Below are 21,880 nucleotides of genomic sequence, written 5' to 3' on the forward strand. Positions count from 1 at the left end.
AACTCATGAAAATCAGATACCTGAAAGTCCTGCGGGACCTGACATCGGATTACCCGAAAAACCTGATGCTAGTCCTCGCAATTGCCATTGGCGTATTTGGGATTGGTAGCATCCTGGGCGGTTATGCGGTCGTGAAGCGGGAAATGGCAGTGAATTACCTGGGCACCCAACCAGCCTCGGCCACTATTGAGCTGGAAGAAGGTATTTCGCGTGAACTAGTCGATCGTGTAAAAACGCTGCCCGGTATTCAGGAAGCCGACCGGCGCGCTACGTTGCAGGCCAGAATGAAAATCCACGATAAGTGGTATCCCTTACTGCTTTTTGTTATTGACGATTTCAGGAAGCTACGTATCAGTAAATTCAATCATGTATCTGGCGATACCGAACCTGCACTAGGGGCGATGCTTGCCGAACGAACGGCGTTGGGCATGATGGATGCCGGAGAAGGGGCAGAAATTACGATAAAAACCCAAAACGGTTCACCAAAGCTAATCCGAATAACGGGCACTGTCCACGATCCGGGGCTGGCTCCGGCCTGGCAGGAACAGGCTGGTTATGGGTACATTACGCTGGCTACGCTGCACTGGCTGGGAGAGAGCCAAAATTTTGATCAGCTCAAAATAAAGGTGAATACGCAGGAAAACTCCAGGCAGCACATTACCCAGCAGGCAAAAGCGGTTGCGGCCTGGCTAACGAAGGAAGGCTATGCGATCCACGAAATTCAGGTTCCACCACCGAATCGGCACCCTCATCAGGGTCAAATGAATGCCGTGATGTCCATTTTTATCGTATTCAGTTTTCTTATTCTGATTCTGGCATCCATTCTGGTTGCTACATCAATGGCTACGCTGATGGTGAAACATATTCGTCAGATTGGCGTCATGAAAACAATTGGTGCTAACTCGGGGCAGATCGCCAGACTTTATCTGTTTATGATGTTTTTGCTCTGTCTGGCAGCTTTAAGTATCGGCATACCCTTCAGTTGGCTGGCTGCCTCGATCTTCTACACAAAAATTGCCGTGCTGCTCAATATCGACCTGACCGATCGCTCGATACCGAATTGGGTGTTTCTGGTACAGATGGGTACTGGTATTATCATACCTGTTCTGGCCGTTTCGGTTCCCGTTATCCGGGGAAGCAGGCTGTCGGTACGGAGCGCTATGGATCATTATGGATTATCACAAACGAGTTCGCTTCATTCAAACTGGGTTACCCGGCTAACTCAGGCCCGCTTTTTAGGCGATACGCTTAAGCTTTCTCTGCGGAATGCTTTTCGTCAACGCTCACGATTGGGTATGACACTCGGTTTACTGGCCGCTGGTGGAGCTACGTTTATGACGGCGATGAATGTCTCAGAAGCCTGGACTAATAACCTCCGCCGAATTTATACGCAACGGTTATATGATCTTGAAATACGGCTAAATCAGCCTATTCAAGCCGAAACGCTGGTGGAAAAACTGAAGAATATACCTGGGGTGAAGATCGTGGAAAGGGGTAATTATGCCCCGGCTTCATTCCTGAAGGATGGCCCTTATAGCATTACGCAAACGTATCCAGATAAAGGGCACGGCAGTTTTACGATACAGGCGATTCCGATTCCTACCCGATTATTAAAACCCACCTTACTCGAAGGGAACTGGTTAAGTAAGCGTAACGCAACCGATGTGGTATTGAATCAGTTAGCCCGCGCCGTATCGCCGGGTATCAAACTAGGTGACACCCTAACGCTATCCGTCGACGGAAAAGCAACAACCTGGAATGTGATCGGATTTACGGAAGATGTTGGTTCTCCGGCAACCGCTTATGTTTCTTCAGATGCCTTTGCCAGGTACATGGCTACTGACGGACGCTCTACATCATTGCGTATTGCGTTTATGGATCGGAATAAAGCGTATGCCGCAGACAAAACCCGTGCAGTTGAAAAAGTACTTGAGCGAGATAATATCCCCGTTCGTTCGAGCGTTCCGGTCTGGCTGTTGCATAATGCCATTGCGGGCCACATGAAGATCTTAATAAATTCACTACTGGCAATGGCCATACTCATGGCATTGGTCGGTACGCTTGGGTTACTGTCTACGATGAGTATGAATGTTATGGAGCGAACGCGCGAAATCGGTGTGATGCGGGCCATTGGCGCAACGCCACGAAAAATCAGAAACCTGATTGTGTGGGAGGGACTGGCAATTGGGGCCATAAGTATTGTACTCGCCTTTGGATTCTCTCTTCTTCTATCAACCTATCTTGGGCGTTTTATTGGCAATATGGCTTTCCGTACGCAATTAGGACTCATAATTTCACCGCTTGCTTGTAGTATCTGGGTCGGAATTATTATAGCCGGTTCCTATCTGGCAACTTTATTTCCAGCGCGCCGGGCAAACAAGCTCACCACACGCGAAGCCCTGGCTTATGAGTAATGAACGGTTTGCCTACTGAGCTTCCTGAACGTTTCATCTTTTGGAAAGCTCAGTAGGTAACCTTTTTTTTTGAGCAGTACCGAAATTGATAAGACCGTTGAAGCCCGCTAACCTCCGATTCCTGATTTCAAACCACGGTTAGTTGTTTTAGTAGCCTATGTGTGTCCAAATATATTCGGAATGGTAATACTTTCGTAACATTATGCTCCGAAATTGTATCTAGCTTGACGTAAACACATCAATATGCGTATCGACTGTGGCCCTTGTGTTATCCGCTCCTGGCAGCATGGCGATGAACAACGCCTGCACATCCATGCCAACAACAAAGGTATCTGGCTTAATCTGCGGGATCGATTCCCACATCCCTACACCCAAACGGATGCACAGGTATGGATTAACCATGTAATTGATCAAAGGCCAGAAATCGGCTTTGCCATTGATGTCACTGGTGAAGCCGTGGGAGCCATTGGTTTAGAGTTGCACCAGGATATTGAGCGTTGTTCGGCCGAAGTGGGCTACTGGCTGGGCGAGCGCTATTGGGGCAAGGGAATCGTGACGGCGGCCTTAAAAGCCGTAACCGAGTATGGCTTTAGCCAGTTTGAATTAACCCGAATCTATGCCGTCCCTTTTGTACGAAATACGGCTTCCATAAAAGTACTGGAGAAGGTGGGTTATCAACGGGAAGGTATAATGCGTCGAAGCGCTGTCAAGAATGGCGAGGTATTAGATCAGGCCTTATATGCCTATACGACAGATCAGTAACTACGAAAACTAGATTGTCTGAATACACATCCGGGTTACTGAATCCATTCGGTGGCCTTCGCGTAAAGTTAGAATGAGCTTATTAACGTATTTGCGGATTTTCCAGCATGATCGCATACGGCATGCCGGATTGTATACCTACCGATATTCGAACCTGAATCGTTCAGGCAGTGGCGAAAAGTGATCATCAATATTCCTGATCTATAGTGCTAAAGATCCGCCAGATGAGTACAACGTATTGATTTCCTGTGAACAAATCCGGCTGAAGACTTCAAATATCTAACAGAAACATAAAACGCGTTTAATCCGCAGTTCACAGGCGAGGCCGTACTTTGCGCAAACCAATGTACGCATGAATCGTCGGGACGTAGTTAGGCGAATGGGTACGAGCCTTGCGGCTCTTTCTACTACTAAGTTAACTGCTGCTTCTCTGGCAGCAACATCAAAACAGCGTGTACTTCGAATCGCACATTTAACGGATGTGCATATTCAGCCGCTGGTTGGAGCCGTAAAAGGCTTTGAAAAGTGCCTTCACCATGCACAGGGGCTACCTGACAAACCTGATCTGATTATCAACGGCGGTGATGCGGTTATGGAAGCACATGGCCGTGGGCAGGATAGCGTTCGTCGGCAGTGGCGGCTTTATCAGGATGTTCTGCGGAGTGAGAACACATTACCCATTCTGAACTGTATTGGCAATCACGATATCTGGTGTAAGCAGGAGACCACTGCCTGTTTTGAAGCAGGTCGTAAGTGGGCAATGGATGAGTTGCAGATGACGAGCCGGTATTACAGCCTTGACCGCAATGGCTGGCATATTATTGTTCTCGACAGCGTTCAGCCTAAAGCAGATGGAAGTTGGTATACGGCTCATATCGACGATGAACAATACCATTGGCTTGAAGCTGATTTAAGGGCAACTTCTGCCGAAACGCCGGTTCTGGTGATCTCACACGTTCCAATCCTGGCAGCCTGCGTATTTTTCGATGGGCAGCGTTTTGCCGGTGAAAACTGGAATATACCCGCCCGTTGGATGCACAGCGATACGGTTCGATTGACGAACCTGTTTCAGCGCCACCCAAACGTGAAATCAGCCCTGAGTGGTCACATTCATCTGGTCGACCGGGTCGATTATAACGGGATCTCCTATTTCTGTAATGGAGCCGTTAGTGGAGCATGGTGGTTTGGTAGGTATCATCATACAGCCGCCGGGTATGCGGTCGTGGATTTATACGATGATGGCTCGCTAGAAAACACCTACGTCAATTATTGATACACAAATAGGGTTATTGGAATTTGGGGAACAAATTCCAATAACCCTATTTGTAATGTGTTGATAGTCTGGGTGTAAAGTAGTTGCTTCGTTTACAGGTACTGCCGGATACGGGCTGCTGTTTCTGCGAGTTCCTCCTGGCTTGGCTTTAATTTATTATGGAAATTCATATCGGCCATTGAGTTGAGCGGAATCAGGTGAACGTGTGCATGAGGTACCTCCAGGCCAACAACCGCTACGCCAATGCGTTTGCAGAGAATCGCTTTTTCGATAGCCAGGGCCACCTTTTTGGCAAAAGCCATCAATCCGGTATACAGATCGTCGTCCAGATCAAAAATATAATCAACCTCTTTTTTGGGAATAACCAGCGTATGACCCGTAGTGGTCGGCATGACATCCAGAAAGGCCAGATAATCGTCGGTTTCAGCGATTTTATGAGCTGGAATTTCACCAGCGACGATGCGGGAGAAGATAGAGGGCATAAAAAATGGCTAATGTGAACAGGATAATGACTGATGCAAGATAGGAGCCAGTACTCATTATCCAGTTCACATTAGTCATTATCCATTGGTTTACCGGGCAATTTCAACGACTTCAAATTCCATAATCCCAGCGGGCACTTTAATTTCGGCGGTATCGCCAACTCGCTTGCCCAGGAGCCCTTTGCCGATTGGAGAACCCACCGAAATCCGGCCTGATTTTAAATCAGCTTCTTCCTCCGAAACGAGCGTATAGAGCATTTCCGCCCCATTTTTCTTATTCTTGATTTTTACCTTCGATAAAACGGATACCTGGGAGGCATCAATCGTGGATTCATCCAGAATACGGGCGTTCGACAACACTTCTTCGAGTTTCGATATTTTTAACTCATGAAGGCCCTGAGCATCTTTTGCAGCATCATATTCGGCATTTTCGCTAAGGTCACCTTTATCGCGGGCTTCAGCAATCTGGCGGGCAATTTCAGTCCGGCCTTTAGTTTTCAGGTCATTCAGCTCTGCCTTGAGCCGGTTGAGTCCTTCTTCGGTATAATAAGAAATTTTTGCCATAATACGTACGTAACTTACTTACTCGTTTTTTTCACATTGGGTTTTGGGTTGCTCCTAAAACAAAAAGAACGGTACACCGACCGTTCTGCAACCAAATTGGTTTTCTTTGCAGCCGTGTCAGCGTCGCCGTCGGGAGACCGAAGCGAGCGGTTTAGGGATATGATAGTCTGTTCGTCGCATGGGCATAACCGTTTGCCGGTCGATCACTTCTGACGAGACACGTTTGGAGCAACGCATCGTTGATACAAAAATAGAAATACTTCCCGGCTATATCAACAGTTGACTGATCTGCTGGTACAAAAACTGAGTTAAGGATTCATGAATAAACCACTTCGCATTGTATTTATGGGTACGCCCGATTTTGCCGTTGCCAGCCTGCAACGACTACTGGGCGGTGGCTGCAATGTCGTTGCCGTTGTAACAGCTCCTGACCGTCCATCGGGGCGCGGTTTGCAGCTTACTCCCTCTCCTGTAAAGAAAGCGGCTGAAGAGGCCAACTTACCAGTACTGCAACCTGAAAAACTGCGTGATCCAGCGTTTCTGGAACAACTGGCGAGTTATGAAGCTGACTTACAGGTGGTCGTAGCGTTTCGGATGTTGCCCGAGATTGTCTGGGCGATGCCCACTATTGGAACGTTTAACCTGCATGGATCATTGTTGCCCCAGTATCGGGGAGCCGCTCCCATCAACTGGGCCATCATCAACGGCGAAACGCAGACGGGAGTCACTACGTTTTTTATTGAAAAAGAAATTGACACGGGCCAGATGATTTTTCAGGATTACGAACCCATTTATCCCGACGACAACGCCGGAACCGTGCATGATCGGCTCATGGAGCGTGGCGCTGCGCTGGTCCTGAAAACCGTTCGGGCTATCGAAGAGGGCGAGTATCCACGAACACCTCAACCTACGGCTGATGCGTTGAAACCGGCCCCGAAACTAAGCCGTGAAACCACCGAGATCGATTGGAATCAATCAGTACATACTATCCGGAATTTCGTTCGCGGTTTGTCGCCTTACCCATCGGCCTGGACGATGATTAACGGAAAATTCTTTAAAGTCTATGCGGTTACAGTGGCCAATGACTCACCTTTTGCGGCTGAAGTAGGGGAGGCCTATACCGATAACAAAAAGACAATTCTGGTTCGGGCGGACGATGGCTGGTTAAGCCTTGATTCGATCCAGGCCGAGGGAAAACGGCGAATGACCGCTGAGGAGTTTTTACGGGGGAATCGCCTTTGATCACTAGTATCTAACCGGCTAATTTTGTGATTAACCGAACTCAGTTTGCTTTTATTCCTCCTAAAACCGTTCACATATGAAATTATTTATCGCTTTCTGCCTTCTGATTACAACCAGTGCAACACAAGCTCAAACGGCAACCTATGCTGAAAAATTAGGCTTCCCGAAAGGGAAAAAGGTGGTCATTTTTCACGTAGACGATGCCGGAATGAGTTATGAATCGAACGTCGGAACGATCAACGCCATCGATAAAGGCATTGCCAATTCGACGAGTATTATGATGCCCTGTGGATGGGTTCCGCAATTCTTCAAGTATCTCAAAAAGAATCCAAATGTGGATGCGGGGGTTCACCTCACTCTGACATCAGAATGGGATAACTACCGGTGGTCGCCGTTGGTCGGGCGCGACAAAGCCCCCGGTTTGTACGATGAACAGGGGGCGTTCTGGCATTCGGTGGCGCAGGTCGTAGAACACGCATCGGTGGAGGAGGTAGATGCTGAAATCAGGGCACAACTGGCTCGTTATCGGTCGTTTGGATTTCAGCCAACGCATATGGATTCACACATGGGTACGCTCTTCCAGCCGAAGTTTGTGATGAGCTATGCCAAGCTGGCAATGGAGGAAAAAATTCCGATCCTTTTTCCCGGCGGCCATGCGTCGTTAATTATTAAGGCAAACAATGTGCCTGCTGACTTACAGAAGCTGATTCACCAGGTTGGTCAGCAGCTTTGGGATGCGGGGCTCCCGGTTCTGGATGATCTGGACGGTACGAGCTATGGCTGGACTTTGCCTGCGGGTACGCCTGTAACCGATGAAAACGTACAGAAGTACAAGACCCAGAAATTCATTGAGCTGCTGAAGTCGGCTCAACCGGGTCTAACGTATATTATCATGCACTGCACGGCACCAACTGCAACATTTGATCAGATCAGTAGTTCGGGTCAAACCCGAAACGGTGATATGCTGGCCATGATGGACCCGGCGCTGAAGGCATTTGTCGAGAAAGAAGGTATCATTGTTACAACCTGGCGCGAGCTACTGGAAAGGCGCAAAAAAATGTAACCAAGTGACTGGGTGAATGCTTCGAGGCATTTACTCAGTCAGTCATTCCATCCTTATGAAAATTAGCTTAATTGCTGCGGTTGCGCAGAATGGGGTTATCGGTCGTGATAATGACTTACCCTGGCATTTACCCGATGATTTTGCGTTTTTCAAGCGAAAAACCAGCCATCACCCAATTATTATGGGCCGTAAATCGCTTGAATCGCTGGGAAAGCCGCTACCCAACCGTACAAACATTGTTATTACCCGAAATCCGGATTTTTCGGCCGGTGGTGTAATCATTGTTCATACTCTCAACGATGCTATTGCTGAAGCAACGAAAGTGATCGAGCAGGCGTCTGCCCATCTACCTGATGAAATTTTTGTAATTGGGGGCGCCGAGATTTATGCAATGGCCTTACCCATCGCAACAACATTATATTTGACCGAGCTTTATCAGGCTTTTGAGGGCGATGCGTATTTCCCGGCTTTTAACAAAGACGACTGGCAGGAAGTTAGCCGCCGACCGCACCCCGCCGATGACCGACACGCGGTGGCCTTCGATTTTGTAGAGTATGAGCGAAAAAACGACCTGTAACGGGTCTGACAACCACCTTCCCGAACGTTTAACTGGCATTTCGGGAAGGTGAGGTTCTTTACATTAGAATGTTGTCGACGGCCTGAACCCGCTGGGGAAGTTCAGTCTCACCGAGCATTTCGCGTAGATCAATTTCAATATTGCGGCAAATAGCCGTCATAGGAATGTCGTTGATGCTATTTTCAAATGGATTCTCACTGGTGTCGCCTACAACCTCCATCGTATAAAATACCCAGGCAATTACTGTATAAAAAGGCACCGTTAACCATAGATGAGCAGGACTTACTTTACTCATTTCAGTGAGCAACCCAAACGGGAGGATACCGACGAACATCATCACAAACAAGTAACTGAAGAAAGCGTATTGCCTGGGAAACGGAAACGATTTAATCCGTTCACAAGCACCCTGCTGCGAATAAAACTCCGTGAGCATTCGCTCCATGTCGGTGTGGTAATATTCTGAAATCAATCCGGCTGCGCGAAGTTCGCGAAGTTGCTTTGACTGGCACTTGATAATCTGCGTAGCCGGATTCTGTCGATTAACGAAATATTCGACCTCGTCGTCGTGCAAAAACAAACTCAATTCTTTATCCAGTTGTCCCTGGTTAAACGCCTGCTGTTTCTCAACGATGTTGGCACCGATGTTGACATCTTCCTGCCAGATTGGCCGACTGCGTAACTGGATTCGGAGCGCGTTCAGATAAGCAATGTGCCGGTAAATGAGCAATTGCTGAATACGATACAATTCGGCGGGTGGATAGCAGACCGGTGTATTAAGGGTACTGACGTAATCCATTACTAAAATTCCCCACGATCGACTGGCATTAACCAGACTACCCCAGATGCGCCGGGCTTCCCACAAACGCTCATAAGAAGAGTTGCTTTTGAACCCGATGTAAAAAGCAACGGCAGTGCCTATAGTGGCAATGGGTACAAATGGCACAGCCAGAAATGTCCAGCCAGCCCACACATATAACGAACAGATAATGAACGAGTATACGGCAAAAAAAAGGACAGCACGCCAGGCAAATGGGGCTATAATGCGAAAAGGAATACGTTTAGCTGTATACATGATTTGAGCACAAGTTTAAGTGGGATGAAGTGCCTCAGCCTGCATAATGCAGTGTTAGTGCCGTAATGTCGTCGAATTGAGCATTGTCGCCGATAAATGCCTGAATCTCTTTGAGCACAGTTTCATTAATGTGCCTGGGAGCAGCCGAAACGGTTTCTTCAATCAATATTTTCTTTACCCGTTCTATGCCGAAACGTTCACCCGTATGGTTGTTGGCATCAGGTACACCATCTGTATAGGTAAAGAGTGTATCGCCTGGCTCCAGTACAAACGTGCTTGATACGTACGGGAATTCGCCATCAATGCACAACGCCAGACCTCCCTTCTTTTTGAGTACTTCAACCTCATTGTTTCGCCGAATAATGAGGGGCGGTTCATGACCAGCATCTACATATTCCACTACGCCGGTTGTAAGATCGAGAATAGCAACGAATGCTGTAACGAACATCATCGACTGGTTATCGGCACTGAGAAATGAATTGATCTGGTATACTTCGTCGGCAATTGCTTCACAGTTTTTATTGGAAAAATGGCTCTTGAAGATCGCTTTGGTAATGGCCATGAACAGCGATGCGGGTATACCTTTATCCGAAACATCGCCAATCAGGAAAAACAACCGATTTTCGTCCATCAGGAAATAATCAAACAAATCGCCCCCCACAAGTTTGGCAGCCTTTAGAAAGGCATGAAGGTCAAAATCGGTGCGGTGAGGAAAGGGCGGGAATGTTTTAGGAAGCATGGCCTGTTGAATTTCCTGCGCAATGTTGATGTCATTCTGAATGGCCACTAACTGATCGTGCTCTTTCTGCGAGTTTACCAGCATTTCAACGTGCCGGATCGTTTTATTGATCGTGATTTCCAGATCATCGAAATTGATTGGCTTCGTCACGAAATCGAACGCTCCCCGATTCATCGCCGTTCGAATGTTGTCCATATCATTGAACGCTGAAACCATCACTGCTTTGAGGTACGGATTGTTCTGATCGTTCAGTTTTGACAGAAAAGTCAGGCCATCCATTTCAGGCATATTGATGTCTGAGAGAACCAGACGAACATCTTTGTTTTCCTCAAGCTTTTCGAGCGCTTCTGAACCATTGGATGCGAAAATAAACTCAAAATTTTTGTCACGGATCTGCCTTCTGAATCGCTGAGTTATCAGCATCTCCATATCCGCTTCATCATCTACACTAAGAATTTTAATTGCCATTGTTTTGATTATTAAAGAGTTATAGAACGTTTCTGCATTCGCTTAATTAAGCGGCAGATTGATGGTAAATTCAGTAAAATTTCCGGGCTCCGACTCCACGCTTAAGCTTCCTTTGTGCAATTCATTGACTATCTGGAGGCTTAATGAAAGACCGAGTCCTGTTCCTTTTCCAACGGGTTTTGTCGTAAAAAAAGGCGTAAACAATTTTTGCTTGACCTCATCAGGGATACCATCGCCGTTGTCACGAATTTTGACGTCAATATGATCGTCTGACCTCTGCGACGCCACTGTGATGGTTGGCTTATAGCCATCGATCTGTTTTTTTCGGCGCTCATTCACGGCATAGCAGGCATTGAGGACTAAATTCAGAATGACGCGATTAAACTCGTAGGGTGCCAGAAGTACCTTTCCAACGGTTGGATCTAATTGAAATACAAGCGATACCACGAAATCTTTGTCGCCTGATCGCACACCCTGATAGGCCAGTTTGGTAAACTCTTCCAGCATTGTATTCAATTCCGTCAATTCAAAATTTGACGAACCTGAATGTGTCTGCGCAAGCATTCCCAGAATGACCCGTTCGGCTCGTTCGCCATTTTCCCGAATGCGGGTAACATTGCTCTTAAGCATTCCCAGCACGTCAATCAGCTCAGGGTATTCTGGGTGATCCTCAAACTTCACCGTAATGCTTTCAATCTCATCAATCAAGTCGAAAGATAGGCGGGCATAGTTGGTGATGAAATTGAGCGGGTTCTTAATCTCGTGCAGAATGCCTGCTGTGAGCTGACCAATTGATGCCAGCCGATCCAGTTCTGCTACGCGTTCCCGAAGCAAGGCCAGTTCCGGATCACCTATCGGTGAGGAATCTGACGGGCTTCCTGGGCTTGCTACTTGTTTAGAGTCTTCCATACGCAGGGTTTACGAGGTAGTAGTGGTAAAAATCATAAGGTGTTAATTGTAGGTAGTGTCACCAAAAGCTCCGTGAATTCGCCCTCCCTGGATATAATTTCAACTTTGCCTTTATGCGTTTCAATGATGTCTTTGACCATAAACAAGCCTAAACCGGTACCTTTTGAGGTTGGCTTTGTGGTAAAGAATGGACTGAATATTTTTTCGATTTCCTGTTGGGGAATCCCTTTGCCATTGTCACGAAACCGTACTAAGACATGATCTTTAACAGTTTTTGTCTCGATAAGTACCTCAGGTGCGAAGCCAGGTGTGTGCTTACTCTTTTCAAACAGCGTATAACAGGCGTTGCTGACCAGGTTTTGCACGACCTGCCCAAACTCATAGGGTAAAAGCTTGGTTCGGATTGGATTACGTTCCAGGTTTAACGTCAGATTAACCGAAAAATCTTTGTAATTAACTTTAGATTCCTGCAAGGCCGTTCTGGCTTTACTTTCAATAAAACTATTGAGGTCTGTTTCCAGAAAATCTTTGGATTTTTCCCTCAATAATTTCTGCATATCTTTTAAGATACGGGTCGTACTATTACTATGCTCCTGAATTTTTTCCTGATTGTTTTTCAACATCTTTAACTCGACAACCAGATCTTCACATGTATCAGCAGGAAGGGTATCTTTCTGCTTTTCAATAATCTCAATTATTTCATCAATTAAATCATCGGATGATTGAGAGAAATTATTGACATAATTTAGTGGGTTTAAAATACGATCAACAATTCCTTTAGTTAATTGACCAACCGAAGCTAACTTCTCCTGGCGAATAAGTTCGCCCTGTGTGTTTTTAAGATCATTAAGTGTATTTTCAAGGTTTTCTAGTAACCGAGTCTTAATGTATGCGGCAATTAAATGCTCTTTCAGGTTACGCAGCATGCTTATATCACGCTGATCGAACGCATATGACCTGGATATGTTTTCAAGCAGTATGAATGCCTCAATTGTGCCCTCATTTTTTATCGTTATTGTTAATAATGATTTAGGTGTATTTAGGTTATCAATTGGGTTGTTCAGTGGAGTAAACTGAAAATTATTCTTGTAGAAAATATCTTCGTAAACTTCCTCAGATTGCGCCAGATATCGTTCTTTAGCTTGTGACAACGTTAACTCTATGGATTCAAAGGCGCTTAAATCCTGAATGCCCCGTAAAGCCTTAAATTTGAATGTATCGGAAACTTTATCGTAGATCAGAAAACTGCCGTTATCCATATTACGAATAACACTGAATTTTGCGAGAATTGTCTGGAATAAATTGGAAAAATCGACCTCGGCATTTATGGACTGGACGATTAAATCAATTTTTTCCAACTGATCATTTTTTGCGGCCAGCTCTTCTGACTGATGCTCTAATTCTAATTTTTGATCGACAATCTCTTCTGTCCTTTCCTTAATTAAATTTTCAAGCTGCTGACGCTCTCTATTTGCTTTTTCTAAACGCCACCGTATCAGGGTAACGAGTAAAAAACCTCCCAGTAATACATAGAAAATAATAGCCCACCATCGCTCATATAGCGGTGTTTTTACTGTGAATGAAAAAGAGGAGTCTGTGCTTTCAAGACCATATATGTTTTTTGCCTTTACATAAAATGTGTAACTCCCTGGTGACAAATTTGTGTATTCTTTGGTAGTCTGATTTGTCCAGTCAGACCAATCGCTATCAAATCCATCTAAATAATACTGGAATTGTAGTTTATCATTAGGCGCATAGCTGGCTGCCGAAAAGTCGAATTTTAAATCGTTTATCTGAGAATTAAATACTACATCCCCATCTGGGTCCAGTGATTTATCGACCAGGCTCCCGGTCACGCTATATCCATTAAATAATACGCTATCGCCACTGGTAATTTTACGAATAAAAGCTTGATATGGTCCTGCGTTTTTTTCTTTAAAAGCTAGATCGAACCGGATCAGCTCTTCTGAACCGCCAAACCACACGATACGATTTGTATCTGTGTGAATGGTACGTATGGATACATCGGCAAGCGGTAAAAAACGGTTTGTATCTTTCTTGAATAAAGTACCTGTCCGTTTATAATAAGAAATATTTTTGTCGTCACCTCTCGTTACCCAATAGTTATTATAACGATCTTTGGAAATTAAGCCATACCAATTTTTGTTGCTGAAGTTAGTTTTAGTGTTTTTTTCCGTCAGAAAAGGCGATGGGAGGAATGCATTAACTGGCTGGTTATATTGGAAAACTCCTTTTGCATTATATAATATGATTCCCTGATCTGATTGCAAAATATGGTTGCCAACTCTGGTTAATTCGCCGTTAGGTGAGGTATAATGATAATTATTAGTTTCTCCGCTAGTGGGCGAATAGCGGTAGATTCCTCTTGTAATACTTTCCATCCAGATATCACCGGTATCATCGCAAAAAATATTGGTAATATTAGCGTCATATTTTTCAAGCTGCTGGTAAGTAGTTGTATTGTTGGTGAAGGTTATGAGCGCTAACCCATCTCTATTACCAACATATACTTTGTTTGAATTTATTTTACCCTGAACAAGACAAAAGCTGTATTCTTTATTTACTCGTTGCGGAGCAGATACTAAAGAACTTAAAAGATATACACCATTGCTACTGGCTACCAATAAATTTCCGTTGACCTGTAGCAGACCCCAACAGCCTATATTAATCCCATTTACAGGGATGAACCTGGAGTTTTCCAGATAAAATAACCCTTTATTAGTTGCTAAACATAATTTACCTTTATAGCGAATAATACCATTGATACTTCCAAAATTATTGGTTGAAGCCAAAAACTGAGATATAGGTGAATTAATGCTTAATTGAGCTAGCCCATTATCAAGAGCTAGCCATAAGTTTGAATCTTTATCTTTAAAAATAGAGTTTACCCTACTGTTTTCTATTTTTTCTTTACTGTTGCTTAATTTGGTTATTGACCCATCATTATTCATTAATAATAATCCTTTTTTTGCCGACCATACTGCAATAGTATTTTTATTGTAAGAATAAACACTAGTTACTGCACTATTGGTTAATAAAGTAGTAGCAGCACAATTGAATAGACTTACAGAATTTTCTGATTGCTTATAAATTCCACTATCCTCTGTAAATAGTAGGTTAGTTGTTGAGCTTATGGGTATAATATCAACAATATCTTTTAAACCAGTGTTTATTTGTTCACTAAGCTTTAATGATAATTTGTCCAGAAAGACAATAGCATTGTTTTTTTGAACTAAGGCCAGTTTATCGTCTAAAGAATATACAGATCGGGTTTGTTCGCTGAGCGATATCGATTTTATTTTGTTATTTTTTAATATAAATATCTTTTTGTTGGAAATAAAATAAATTTGATTTTTATACTCAATAATTCTGCTTATTTCTCCTATTGATGAATTGATTGTGTTGGCGAGAGATTTGAAAAGTAATTTTCCTGATTTGTCAGGATATAAATAACCAAATTCATCGCGGGCCCCTACATACATAGTGCCTGAACGGCTATAAAAAAGCGAAGATACTTTTGTTTGGGTTGTTGTAATAATCGTTCGCCAGTTTACGCCATCATATTCCAGTATTCCACCGAAATTACCAAAATACATGACTCCTCGCTTATCCTGAGCTATTGCAAAATTTTCGTCATGGTTTTTGTATTCATCTGCAGAAAATAATTTGATAAATAGCGCGCCGTTTTCGCTTGCTGCCTCATGTGATTGAGCCAGTACCAAATTCGACATGACAGTCAATAGAATACTAACCCACAAGTAAGTTTGCAAAAGAGAGTAGGGCGCTATTTTTCTGATTCTATTCATAAATGCTTTACTTAGCTTCAGGCTTTTAGGCTGTTGTTACTAAGCGTTGCTCGGCTGGTTTTTCGACTGTTAAGGGATACACTGTCACATAAAGTCTGCTGCTGCCATCAATAGCTCGAATAGACTTTACCGAGTCTGGAAGTGATTGACAATCAAATGCCGCTAAGATAGTCTCGGTGGTGTCTTCATTAGTTATCTGTATAGACCCTTCTATGACAATAAATCCCGTGATGGTTTTAGATTGAGAACTACCCAAAGCAGGCTCTAACAATTGACCTTCCTCCAAAGAAACAACTGTAAGCGAGCCGCTTATAGTTTGCAGATAATCTAGATTCCAGTTCCTTGTCGCCCTGGAAAAAACGAGTGCTTCAGCTTTGCTAATGGCTAGATCATATTTGTTGTTATAGGATTGAACCTTCGAGCAAAGGGTAGCATATTTGCGATCATTTTTCGCTTTAAAATAGGTTGACAACTCAATAAATCGCTCCGGATTTAGTTTCATTAATCCAAAAAGTGCCGTTTCTGCAAGTACAATACTTTCGGTAGTAGTATTGGCCGCCAGGGCATTTATTGCTTTTTCGTCGGTATAACTTAGAAGCTGCTTTAGGGCAAGCGCTTTTGTCCAAACACTTAGATTATCTCTGTTTAATATTGATAATAGTCGTTGCTCAGGGGATAAATACTGTTGCGGATATCGGTCCTGATATTTTAGCAGAATTTCGTAATCAGAAATATTTTCGAAAAGAGTTAATACTCTCATTCTAACTTCTTCTAATTCAATTAAGAAACTAACTAAATCAGCCAAATAACTTTTTGCTTTAGATTTAGGATTGTACATCAATTCTACAACCTTTTCGAATTGCTTGTCGCCACGTAATAGAGATAATATTTTCAATATTTTTAACATTACGCTTTTACGTTCATTGCTTAATGCTTTAATTAGTGTATTACCTTCTTCTGATTTTTTTAGATCAATTTCGGCAGAAACAATCCACAGATAAATATCTACTTTTAAGTCGATCTGTGCTATTAGCTGAGATTCTTCACTCGTATTTGGGGTGTACCCAATTTCGATCAGTGATTCAATAGCTCTATCGACCACTTCATTTGATTGATGAACTAATTTTGAACGGAGAAACCGAGATGCTTTTGGCCCGCCAATTATTTCCGCGCTCTCAATTAGACTGGTTATTACTTCTATATTGTTAGTATTTTTGTTGACATAACTAACAAAATAATCTACTGCCGATTCACCAATCTTTTGTAAGCTAGTTTGGGTTGCCAACTTGAGTTCAGGCTGGACAATACATGGTAATAAATAGGGAACTACTTCTGGACGGTTCATTTGAGGTGAAGCCGTAATAGCTGCAAGGCGCACATTAATATCTTTATCTTCAAGAAGCTTTATAATATATTTGAATGAAGAATATCGACCCGAGCTAGTTAACAAACTGGCAGACCGTTTTCTGTCTTCGCTGTTTGTAGATTCAGCTAGACTAATTATGTCTTCAAATTCTGAACTGGCCTTGTAAGCTCTCTCTTGATCTATCGAAACTGGTGTTACGATTTTTGATAAATTATTTCTAGATGTTTCCGTCAGCTGAAGAATATTTAATAATGTAGATTTGTATTCCTTCCGCATCATGAAGGCCAAAAGTGCCCATATTATTAGAAAGATCAATAAAAAGGCATATACGTATATTGCACTGGATAAGTTAAATTTCAATAAAATAATTAATGATAGTCCTGCGATAACATACCCTAATGGTTTTGCATATGTTTCAACTTGATTTTGGAGTTTTATACTTTCTCTGCCAGGGATTGGTTGATATAATAGTTGATACGATGTATCGCTGAATGATCGACGGACTGACGTGATTAAAAATCGACTAATTAGAATTAAGAAAAATACCTTTACATTAATAGTCGTCATGAAAAATAATAAAACTGTGACTATTATTAATGAAACAGGCATCAATATCAATCCTGACATGATTCCATAAGTAGCTGCAACATAACGGAATAGAACTCCTTTTACCAGGAACTCAATGATAGAACAGATGAATAAAAATTGGCCAAGAAATATCGCAAGTTGTTCTTTATCAGGGAAGAAAGCTTTGCTATCTACTGAAAAGCTAAACTCGATAATGTAAAGACAAGCCACTGGTAGTAGCCCTAATAAATACATTAATACTGAATATTTTTTGCTGACTGAACTTATCGTGCTATCGACTGCTGCGCGTGTACTTCTTTTGAATGATAACTTTTCTCTGTCTTTATTTGTGATTCTACTAATGAAAAATAATGAGCAGGCTATAAAAAATAGTGCTATATAGAGCAGTTCCTCGACCTGAACTATTTTCTCACTTATTAAGGTTTTTACGAGAAAATTTGCTGCTATAGAGGCTAACACTTCTCCTGTGCCGATTAAGCTATATAATCGTTTGGCCTGCCCTAAATCAAAAATTCTGGACGCTGATACCCAAAAAGTAAAACTAAAAACAAATAAATTTGCTCTAATCCAAAGGTAAAGCAGAAAAATTATCCATTTATTTTCGGTAATTTCATAACAGATCAGAAGTATAACTAACGAAAAAGTAAGAGATAATACCAAGCCAATTGCCAGTGACGAAAATTTAATATACTTCTGAATGAAAGAATTACTTTTGGCAATTATGAAAAGAAATAGGCCACCTGCTATGTAAGCAACTGGTAACATCGCTCCATCGAACCTTGTTAAAAATAATGTTGTGGCAGCAGTATAATATATATATAATCCCAGACTAATGCAAAATGAATAACCAAACAAGAGAAGTACCATTGGTTTTTCTTCCTGTCTGATTGTTAAAAAATTTGCTATAGCGTCACTTTTTGTCATTTTAATTTAATTTACACAATTTTTCAATATTTTATCTGTTGTTTGCTTTACTGTAAAGTTATATAATTTTGATCTTAATTTCTACAAGTAATTTCGGATCTGCTTATTCTGTACATGACTTTTATTTTGACTTATTATTTAGATATTTATTCAATAAATTTGTATTTTTGTTTAGTGCCATATTTTTTGTTTCGCTTTTTTTACCTATGGATAACTTCTTGCTAACTTATGATATCCTTGAGGATGATGCCTTCAAGGAAAATGCATATTTGAAAAATGTACTTGTTCATTTAGTTGGTCAAAGTTATCTGAATCCGACTGACCTTATTGAACGTGTTTATTCGGTGAATGACATTGCTTTTGTGGCTAAATTAGGCGCTGATGTTGTTGGTATTTTGCTCTTTAATTATCAAAAACGTTGCACGGTTGTCTTAGAAAATCAACGTTTTTCTGCCGTATATAACGGTTATGCTGTTACAGATCTTCGTTATCGAAACCAGCGAATTATTCAGAATCTTATTTCGTTCGCTACGGCTGAATTTAACCGCCGGATCGAGAAAACAAATTCGAAACTTCTTTTATATGCCATTACATCAAATCCTTATGCATTACGTGCTTACCGAAATGTTTGCGAATACATGGAGCCTTTCTCCGACGGCTCTTTTTCAGAACGGGGCTCTCAACTAGTTTCCCGGCTTAAAAACGAGTTAGGTATTACTGTTTTAGAAGATGCTCATCCATTTAAGTTTACAACTTCCCTTCCGCAGCGTTACAGTGATTTCGAACAGGTAAATCTTGATAAAGCTCCTGAAGCAGAAAAGCTTTTCTTGCAACGGCTTGGTGTAATTGAAACAATGGGTGATCGTGTCATTTTTTTCTGGGGGCCTCAGCACCTGCTTTCAAATTGTGCTATAACGAAACCATCAGACGAACCATACCATTTATTCCCTTTTGGGGCATCCGATAAGACTGACTAGTTCCGTTAGCTGATCGAGTCCCAGGGTCAAAATACTCAAGGTTAAGAAGGTTGTTGCCTATGAGCTGAATCTGAGCCACTCTGTTTAGTTGATAAGTAACTGCTCCATTAACAAGTAAATAAGCCGGGAATACACCGCCAGGTTGTAAGGTGTTCGTTGGTACCGATGTACCCGGCCCTACCAGCCTATCGCTAACATAATTTACTCTCAGATTGCCGTTGAGCCGATTTTTGAGAAATCGACCATTGATGCCAGCATTAAAATGATGCTTGGCAATATCGCCGATTGTAAGTGCTGTTCGCTGCGTTTCATTTTTTTTCAGCGTGTCTTCCCGTGTTCCGTTGGTGTATGTATAATTAGCATATACCTTAAAGCGACTGCTTAACTGCAAGTCAGCTGTTGCCTGTATGCCAAACACATTGGCCTTACCCGTATTCTGCTTTTGCTGGGTTCGACCTGTGCCAAAGCTGACAGAACTTTCCTCGACAATGTCAGAAAAGGCTGAATAATAGGTGGTTATCCCTATTTGTGATCGATTGCTCTGTGCATACGTGACAGCAAGCTCAAAATTGTCGATGCGATCGGGTTGAAGCGTTGGGTTTGATAGTAACCGGGTTGAACTGATGGCGTACCGGTCACGGCTAGACGCATCCTGAAATGCTTTTGCATAGATGGCTTTGAAGGCCAGCCGGCCAGGTGTAAAGATCAGGGCAATTCTCGGGTTAAATTCTGATCCGTAACCACCAGATTTACGTATTTGGGCGTAATCGTATCGACCGCCTAGCGTCATCGTAAAGAGACTATTAACGGCATAAGTGCCCTGGAAAAAAGCACCCAAGTTAAAGTATTCAAATAAATTGCCGCCAGCCGTATTGTCTAGCGTGCTTCTGCCATAATCTTTTGCGCTCGTATCAATTGGAGTGGTCAGCGTTTTACTTATCGTAATTGTTTTATAGTCGCCCTGAATACTACTGCTTCGAAACTCAAGTCCGCCAACCAGATCCAGCCGGTCATTAGGAGTAGCCAGCAAGCGCAACTCATTTCTGAACTGATTTGAATGTTGATAGAAATACTGTGTTTCCCAGTAAGGAACCGTATTTTGACTTAAGTTATAAGCCAATCGAACGCTGGAAGGGTCGCTCGCGATTGGAGCATTGGCCGTTCTGGCGAGTGTATTCAACCCCAGATTGCTGTAATTCCGCAACGTAACGGAGCGTGATTGATCGCCAACTTCGGTCACTCGATATTGGATTGTATTGATAATGGACAGTTTATCTTTGATGATTTCGTTATTGTAAACCGCAAAAACCAGACTTTGCATCGGCCGCCAGATATTGCCATTTTTTGAACCTGCCCGCGAATTGTCGTTGGCGGAGTTGAGCGTTCCTTCACTCAGATTCCAGGTCTGAAAACCAAGTGTAATATCATTGAAGGCTAGTTTTGCTTTCAGGTAATAAGCCTTCAGCTCATTTGAATAGGCAACCGGATTGCCATTCGGCGTTTGTTGCAATGCCTGCTTATCGAGATTCTGGGCAGCGGTGATGCCTGCTGCTGTCAGCAAAACCGAATCGCCAACTGTTGTAAAATAAGGCCCTCCTATTCCATATTTTTGGGCGTTACCAGCTCCCTTGAAGCTCAGGGACTTTTTGTAATTTACATTGTTATAATCATCTGGATTGAAGTCATATTCCGGGTATTTTGATAAATCGGCCAGATTCGAAAAATAGCCCCTGCCTGTAACGCTGACCGACATGTTTCCCAGACGACCTGCCGCCGTAACGTCGGCATAGCGTGTGTTGTAGGAGCCATACCCTAAATCGGCGATTACAGCCGCTTTCTTAGTGCCTAATAGCTCCTTGGGTGTTTTGGTAATGACATTAACGACTCCCAGGAAGGCATTTGCTCCGTAAATTGTAGAAGCTGGTCCATACACGATTTCAACCCGCTTTACATTCGAAATCGGTATTTGCGTAGACCAGTAAACAATGTTGCTCCATAAGTCATTTTCTTCGATACCGTCAATCATAAACAGCGTCCGTTCCGTATTATCGGAGCGATAGCCGCGCTGGTAGATGTTGGAATATGTCAGCCCGTATGTCCGGGATACATCGAAACCAGGTAAATCATTAAAGAGTATCTCCAGATCCGTGTATCCACGCTGACGAATATCCTCATCGCTAATGACCATAACCGTGGCTGGCGCCTTGTAGAGTTCTTCTGGCTTTTTTGAGACAGATGTGACCCGAATGACTTGTGTCTGTGTCTGCTTGATCACATTAACCATGTTAACAAAGCGATAGGGCAACAGCAAGTCAGCCTCTGGCTCGTAGCCTGGGTTATAAACCAGCATTTGGGCGATGGCCTCGTTGGCCTGCTGGGTTGAGTCGAGGGCGAGATACGTCAATGAAAGCAGCTTATAGGCCAGTATCTTTTGCTTTGTATCGAACCCATTGTTCAGGCAGGGTATCAGCAGGTCAAATACTTCATTGAAATTGGCCCGATCATACTTATCCTGTGCATCTTTGATTTTATAATCCCCGCATCCACCTTGGGCAGTAGCTGACGTTGCTGAAGCAAGGATGCCCAGTAACGCAGCCAAAAACACCAGGTAAACTATTGGTTTCATAACGCTT

Annotated in this window: 15 protein-coding genes; 7 read left to right on the top strand and 8 right to left on the bottom strand. The window is 43.0% G+C overall.

The annotated features are described in order from the left end of the window. Positions 1-5 precede the first annotated feature (5 nt). From G8759_RS11350 to G8759_RS11360, 3 genes are all read left to right on the top strand, one after another. On the top strand, positions 6-2,414 hold the full coding sequence (locus tag G8759_RS11350) for an FtsX-like permease family protein (protein ID WP_167207998.1): 2,409 nt from the start codon (positions 6-8) through the stop codon (positions 2,412-2,414). A gap of 243 nt (positions 2,415-2,657) precedes the next feature. Beyond that, positions 2,658-3,176: a GNAT family N-acetyltransferase gene (locus G8759_RS11355; RefSeq protein WP_167208000.1), complete on the top strand. Its 519-nt coding sequence runs from the start codon at positions 2,658-2,660 to the stop codon at positions 3,174-3,176. 352 nt (positions 3,177-3,528) lie between these two features. Next, complete coding sequence (locus G8759_RS11360; RefSeq protein ID WP_167208002.1) at positions 3,529-4,449, top strand: metallophosphoesterase family protein; 921 nt, start codon at positions 3,529-3,531, stop codon at positions 4,447-4,449. A gap of 92 nt (positions 4,450-4,541) precedes the next feature. Here G8759_RS11360 and G8759_RS11365 read toward each other — a convergent pair whose 3' ends face one another. Then, the gene (locus G8759_RS11365; protein ID WP_167208004.1) at positions 4,542-4,931 is read right to left on the bottom strand and encodes an HIT family protein; all 390 of its coding nucleotides are present in this window, start codon (positions 4,929-4,931) and stop codon (positions 4,542-4,544) included. A gap of 90 nt (positions 4,932-5,021) precedes the next feature. After that, a complete protein-coding gene (gene greA / locus G8759_RS11370; RefSeq protein WP_162386404.1) occupies positions 5,022-5,495 on the bottom strand; it encodes a transcription elongation factor GreA in 474 nt (157 codons plus the stop codon). Between the two features lie 318 nt (positions 5,496-5,813). On the opposite strand from greA, the gene fmt reads away from it, so the two are divergent. The 3 genes from fmt (at position 5,814) to G8759_RS11385 (ending at position 8,377) form a co-directional block, all read left to right on the top strand. Then, entirely contained in the window at positions 5,814-6,737 is a 924-nt protein-coding gene (fmt, locus tag G8759_RS11375; protein ID WP_232074212.1) for a methionyl-tRNA formyltransferase, read from the top strand. Between the two features lie 76 nt (positions 6,738-6,813). Then, positions 6,814-7,800, top strand: a complete 987-nt coding sequence (locus tag G8759_RS11380; RefSeq protein WP_167208006.1) for a polysaccharide deacetylase family protein — start codon at positions 6,814-6,816, stop codon at positions 7,798-7,800. A gap of 55 nt (positions 7,801-7,855) precedes the next feature. After that, the gene (locus tag G8759_RS11385; RefSeq protein WP_167208008.1) at positions 7,856-8,377 is read left to right on the top strand and encodes a dihydrofolate reductase; all 522 of its coding nucleotides are present in this window, start codon (positions 7,856-7,858) and stop codon (positions 8,375-8,377) included. A gap of 58 nt (positions 8,378-8,435) precedes the next feature. Here G8759_RS11385 and G8759_RS11390 read toward each other — a convergent pair whose 3' ends face one another. The 5 genes from G8759_RS11390 to G8759_RS11410 all read right to left on the bottom strand — a co-directional run bounded on the left by G8759_RS11390 (position 8,436) and on the right by G8759_RS11410 (position 18,270). Continuing rightward, a complete protein-coding gene (locus tag G8759_RS11390) occupies positions 8,436-9,449 on the bottom strand; it encodes a bestrophin family protein (RefSeq protein WP_167208010.1) in 1,014 nt (337 codons plus the stop codon). A gap of 34 nt (positions 9,450-9,483) precedes the next feature. Continuing rightward, complete coding sequence (locus tag G8759_RS11395) at positions 9,484-10,656, bottom strand: PP2C family protein-serine/threonine phosphatase (RefSeq protein WP_167208012.1); 1,173 nt, start codon at positions 10,654-10,656, stop codon at positions 9,484-9,486. 42 nt (positions 10,657-10,698) lie between these two features. After that, positions 10,699-11,565 carry a sensor histidine kinase gene (locus G8759_RS11400; protein WP_167208014.1) on the bottom strand — a complete coding sequence of 289 codons (867 nt, stop codon included), beginning with the start codon at positions 11,563-11,565 and terminating at the stop codon, positions 10,699-10,701. Positions 11,566-11,597: 32 nt separating this feature from the next. Beyond that, on the bottom strand, positions 11,598-15,317 hold the full coding sequence (locus G8759_RS11405; RefSeq protein ID WP_167208016.1) for an ATP-binding protein: 3,720 nt from the start codon (positions 15,315-15,317) through the stop codon (positions 11,598-11,600). Positions 15,318-15,417: 100 nt separating this feature from the next. Then, a complete protein-coding gene (locus G8759_RS11410; RefSeq protein ID WP_167208018.1) occupies positions 15,418-18,270 on the bottom strand; it encodes a HEAT repeat domain-containing protein in 2,853 nt (950 codons plus the stop codon). Positions 18,271-18,476: 206 nt separating this feature from the next. Between G8759_RS11410 and G8759_RS11415 the strand changes: the two genes are divergently transcribed. Beyond that, complete coding sequence (locus tag G8759_RS11415; RefSeq protein ID WP_167208020.1) at positions 18,477-19,247, top strand: hypothetical protein; 771 nt, start codon at positions 18,477-18,479, stop codon at positions 19,245-19,247. Here the strand turns inward: G8759_RS11415 and G8759_RS11420 are convergent. Next, positions 19,180-21,873 (bottom strand): TonB-dependent receptor plug domain-containing protein, encoded by a 2,694-nt coding sequence (locus G8759_RS11420; protein ID WP_167208022.1) that lies wholly within the window; start codon positions 21,871-21,873, stop codon positions 19,180-19,182. The two genes, G8759_RS11415 and G8759_RS11420, sit on opposite strands and share 68 nt — an antisense overlap. Positions 21,874-21,880 lie beyond the last annotated feature (7 nt).

The organism is Spirosoma aureum (assembly GCF_011604685.1).
Lineage (GTDB): Bacteria > Bacteroidota > Bacteroidia > Cytophagales > Spirosomataceae > Spirosoma > Spirosoma aureum.

Bases quoted from the DNA above. Each gene is read 5' to 3' on its own strand.
- G8759_RS11400 (WP_167208014.1), bottom strand. From the start codon at position 11,565: ATGGAAGACTCTAAACAAGTAGCAAGCCCAGGAAGCCCGTCAGATTCC.
- G8759_RS11360 (WP_167208002.1), top strand. From the start codon at position 3,529: ATGAATCGTCGGGACGTAGTTAGGCGAATGGGTACGAGCCTTGCGGCT.
- G8759_RS11380 (WP_167208006.1), top strand. From the start codon at position 6,814: ATGAAATTATTTATCGCTTTCTGCCTTCTGATTACAACCAGTGCAACA.
- G8759_RS11365 (WP_167208004.1), bottom strand. From the start codon at position 4,931: ATGCCCTCTATCTTCTCCCGCATCGTCGCTGGTGAAATTCCAGCTCAT.
- greA (WP_162386404.1), bottom strand. From the start codon at position 5,495: ATGGCAAAAATTTCTTATTATACCGAAGAAGGACTCAACCGGCTCAAG.
- G8759_RS11390 (WP_167208010.1), bottom strand. From the start codon at position 9,449: ATGTATACAGCTAAACGTATTCCTTTTCGCATTATAGCCCCATTTGCC.
- G8759_RS11395 (WP_167208012.1), bottom strand. From the start codon at position 10,656: ATGGCAATTAAAATTCTTAGTGTAGATGATGAAGCGGATATGGAGATG.
- G8759_RS11405 (WP_167208016.1), bottom strand. From the start codon at position 15,317: ATGTCGAATTTGGTACTGGCTCAATCACATGAGGCAGCAAGCGAAAAC.
- G8759_RS11415 (WP_167208020.1), top strand. From the start codon at position 18,477: ATGGATAACTTCTTGCTAACTTATGATATCCTTGAGGATGATGCCTTC.
- G8759_RS11350 (WP_167207998.1), top strand. From the start codon at position 6: ATGAAAATCAGATACCTGAAAGTCCTGCGGGACCTGACATCGGATTAC.
- fmt (WP_232074212.1), top strand. From the start codon at position 5,814: ATGAATAAACCACTTCGCATTGTATTTATGGGTACGCCCGATTTTGCC.
- G8759_RS11420 (WP_167208022.1), bottom strand. From the start codon at position 21,873: ATGAAACCAATAGTTTACCTGGTGTTTTTGGCTGCGTTACTGGGCATC.
- G8759_RS11410 (WP_167208018.1), bottom strand. From the start codon at position 18,270: ATGACAAAAAGTGACGCTATAGCAAATTTTTTAACAATCAGACAGGAA.
- G8759_RS11355 (WP_167208000.1), top strand. From the start codon at position 2,658: ATGCGTATCGACTGTGGCCCTTGTGTTATCCGCTCCTGGCAGCATGGC.
- G8759_RS11385 (WP_167208008.1), top strand. From the start codon at position 7,856: ATGAAAATTAGCTTAATTGCTGCGGTTGCGCAGAATGGGGTTATCGGT.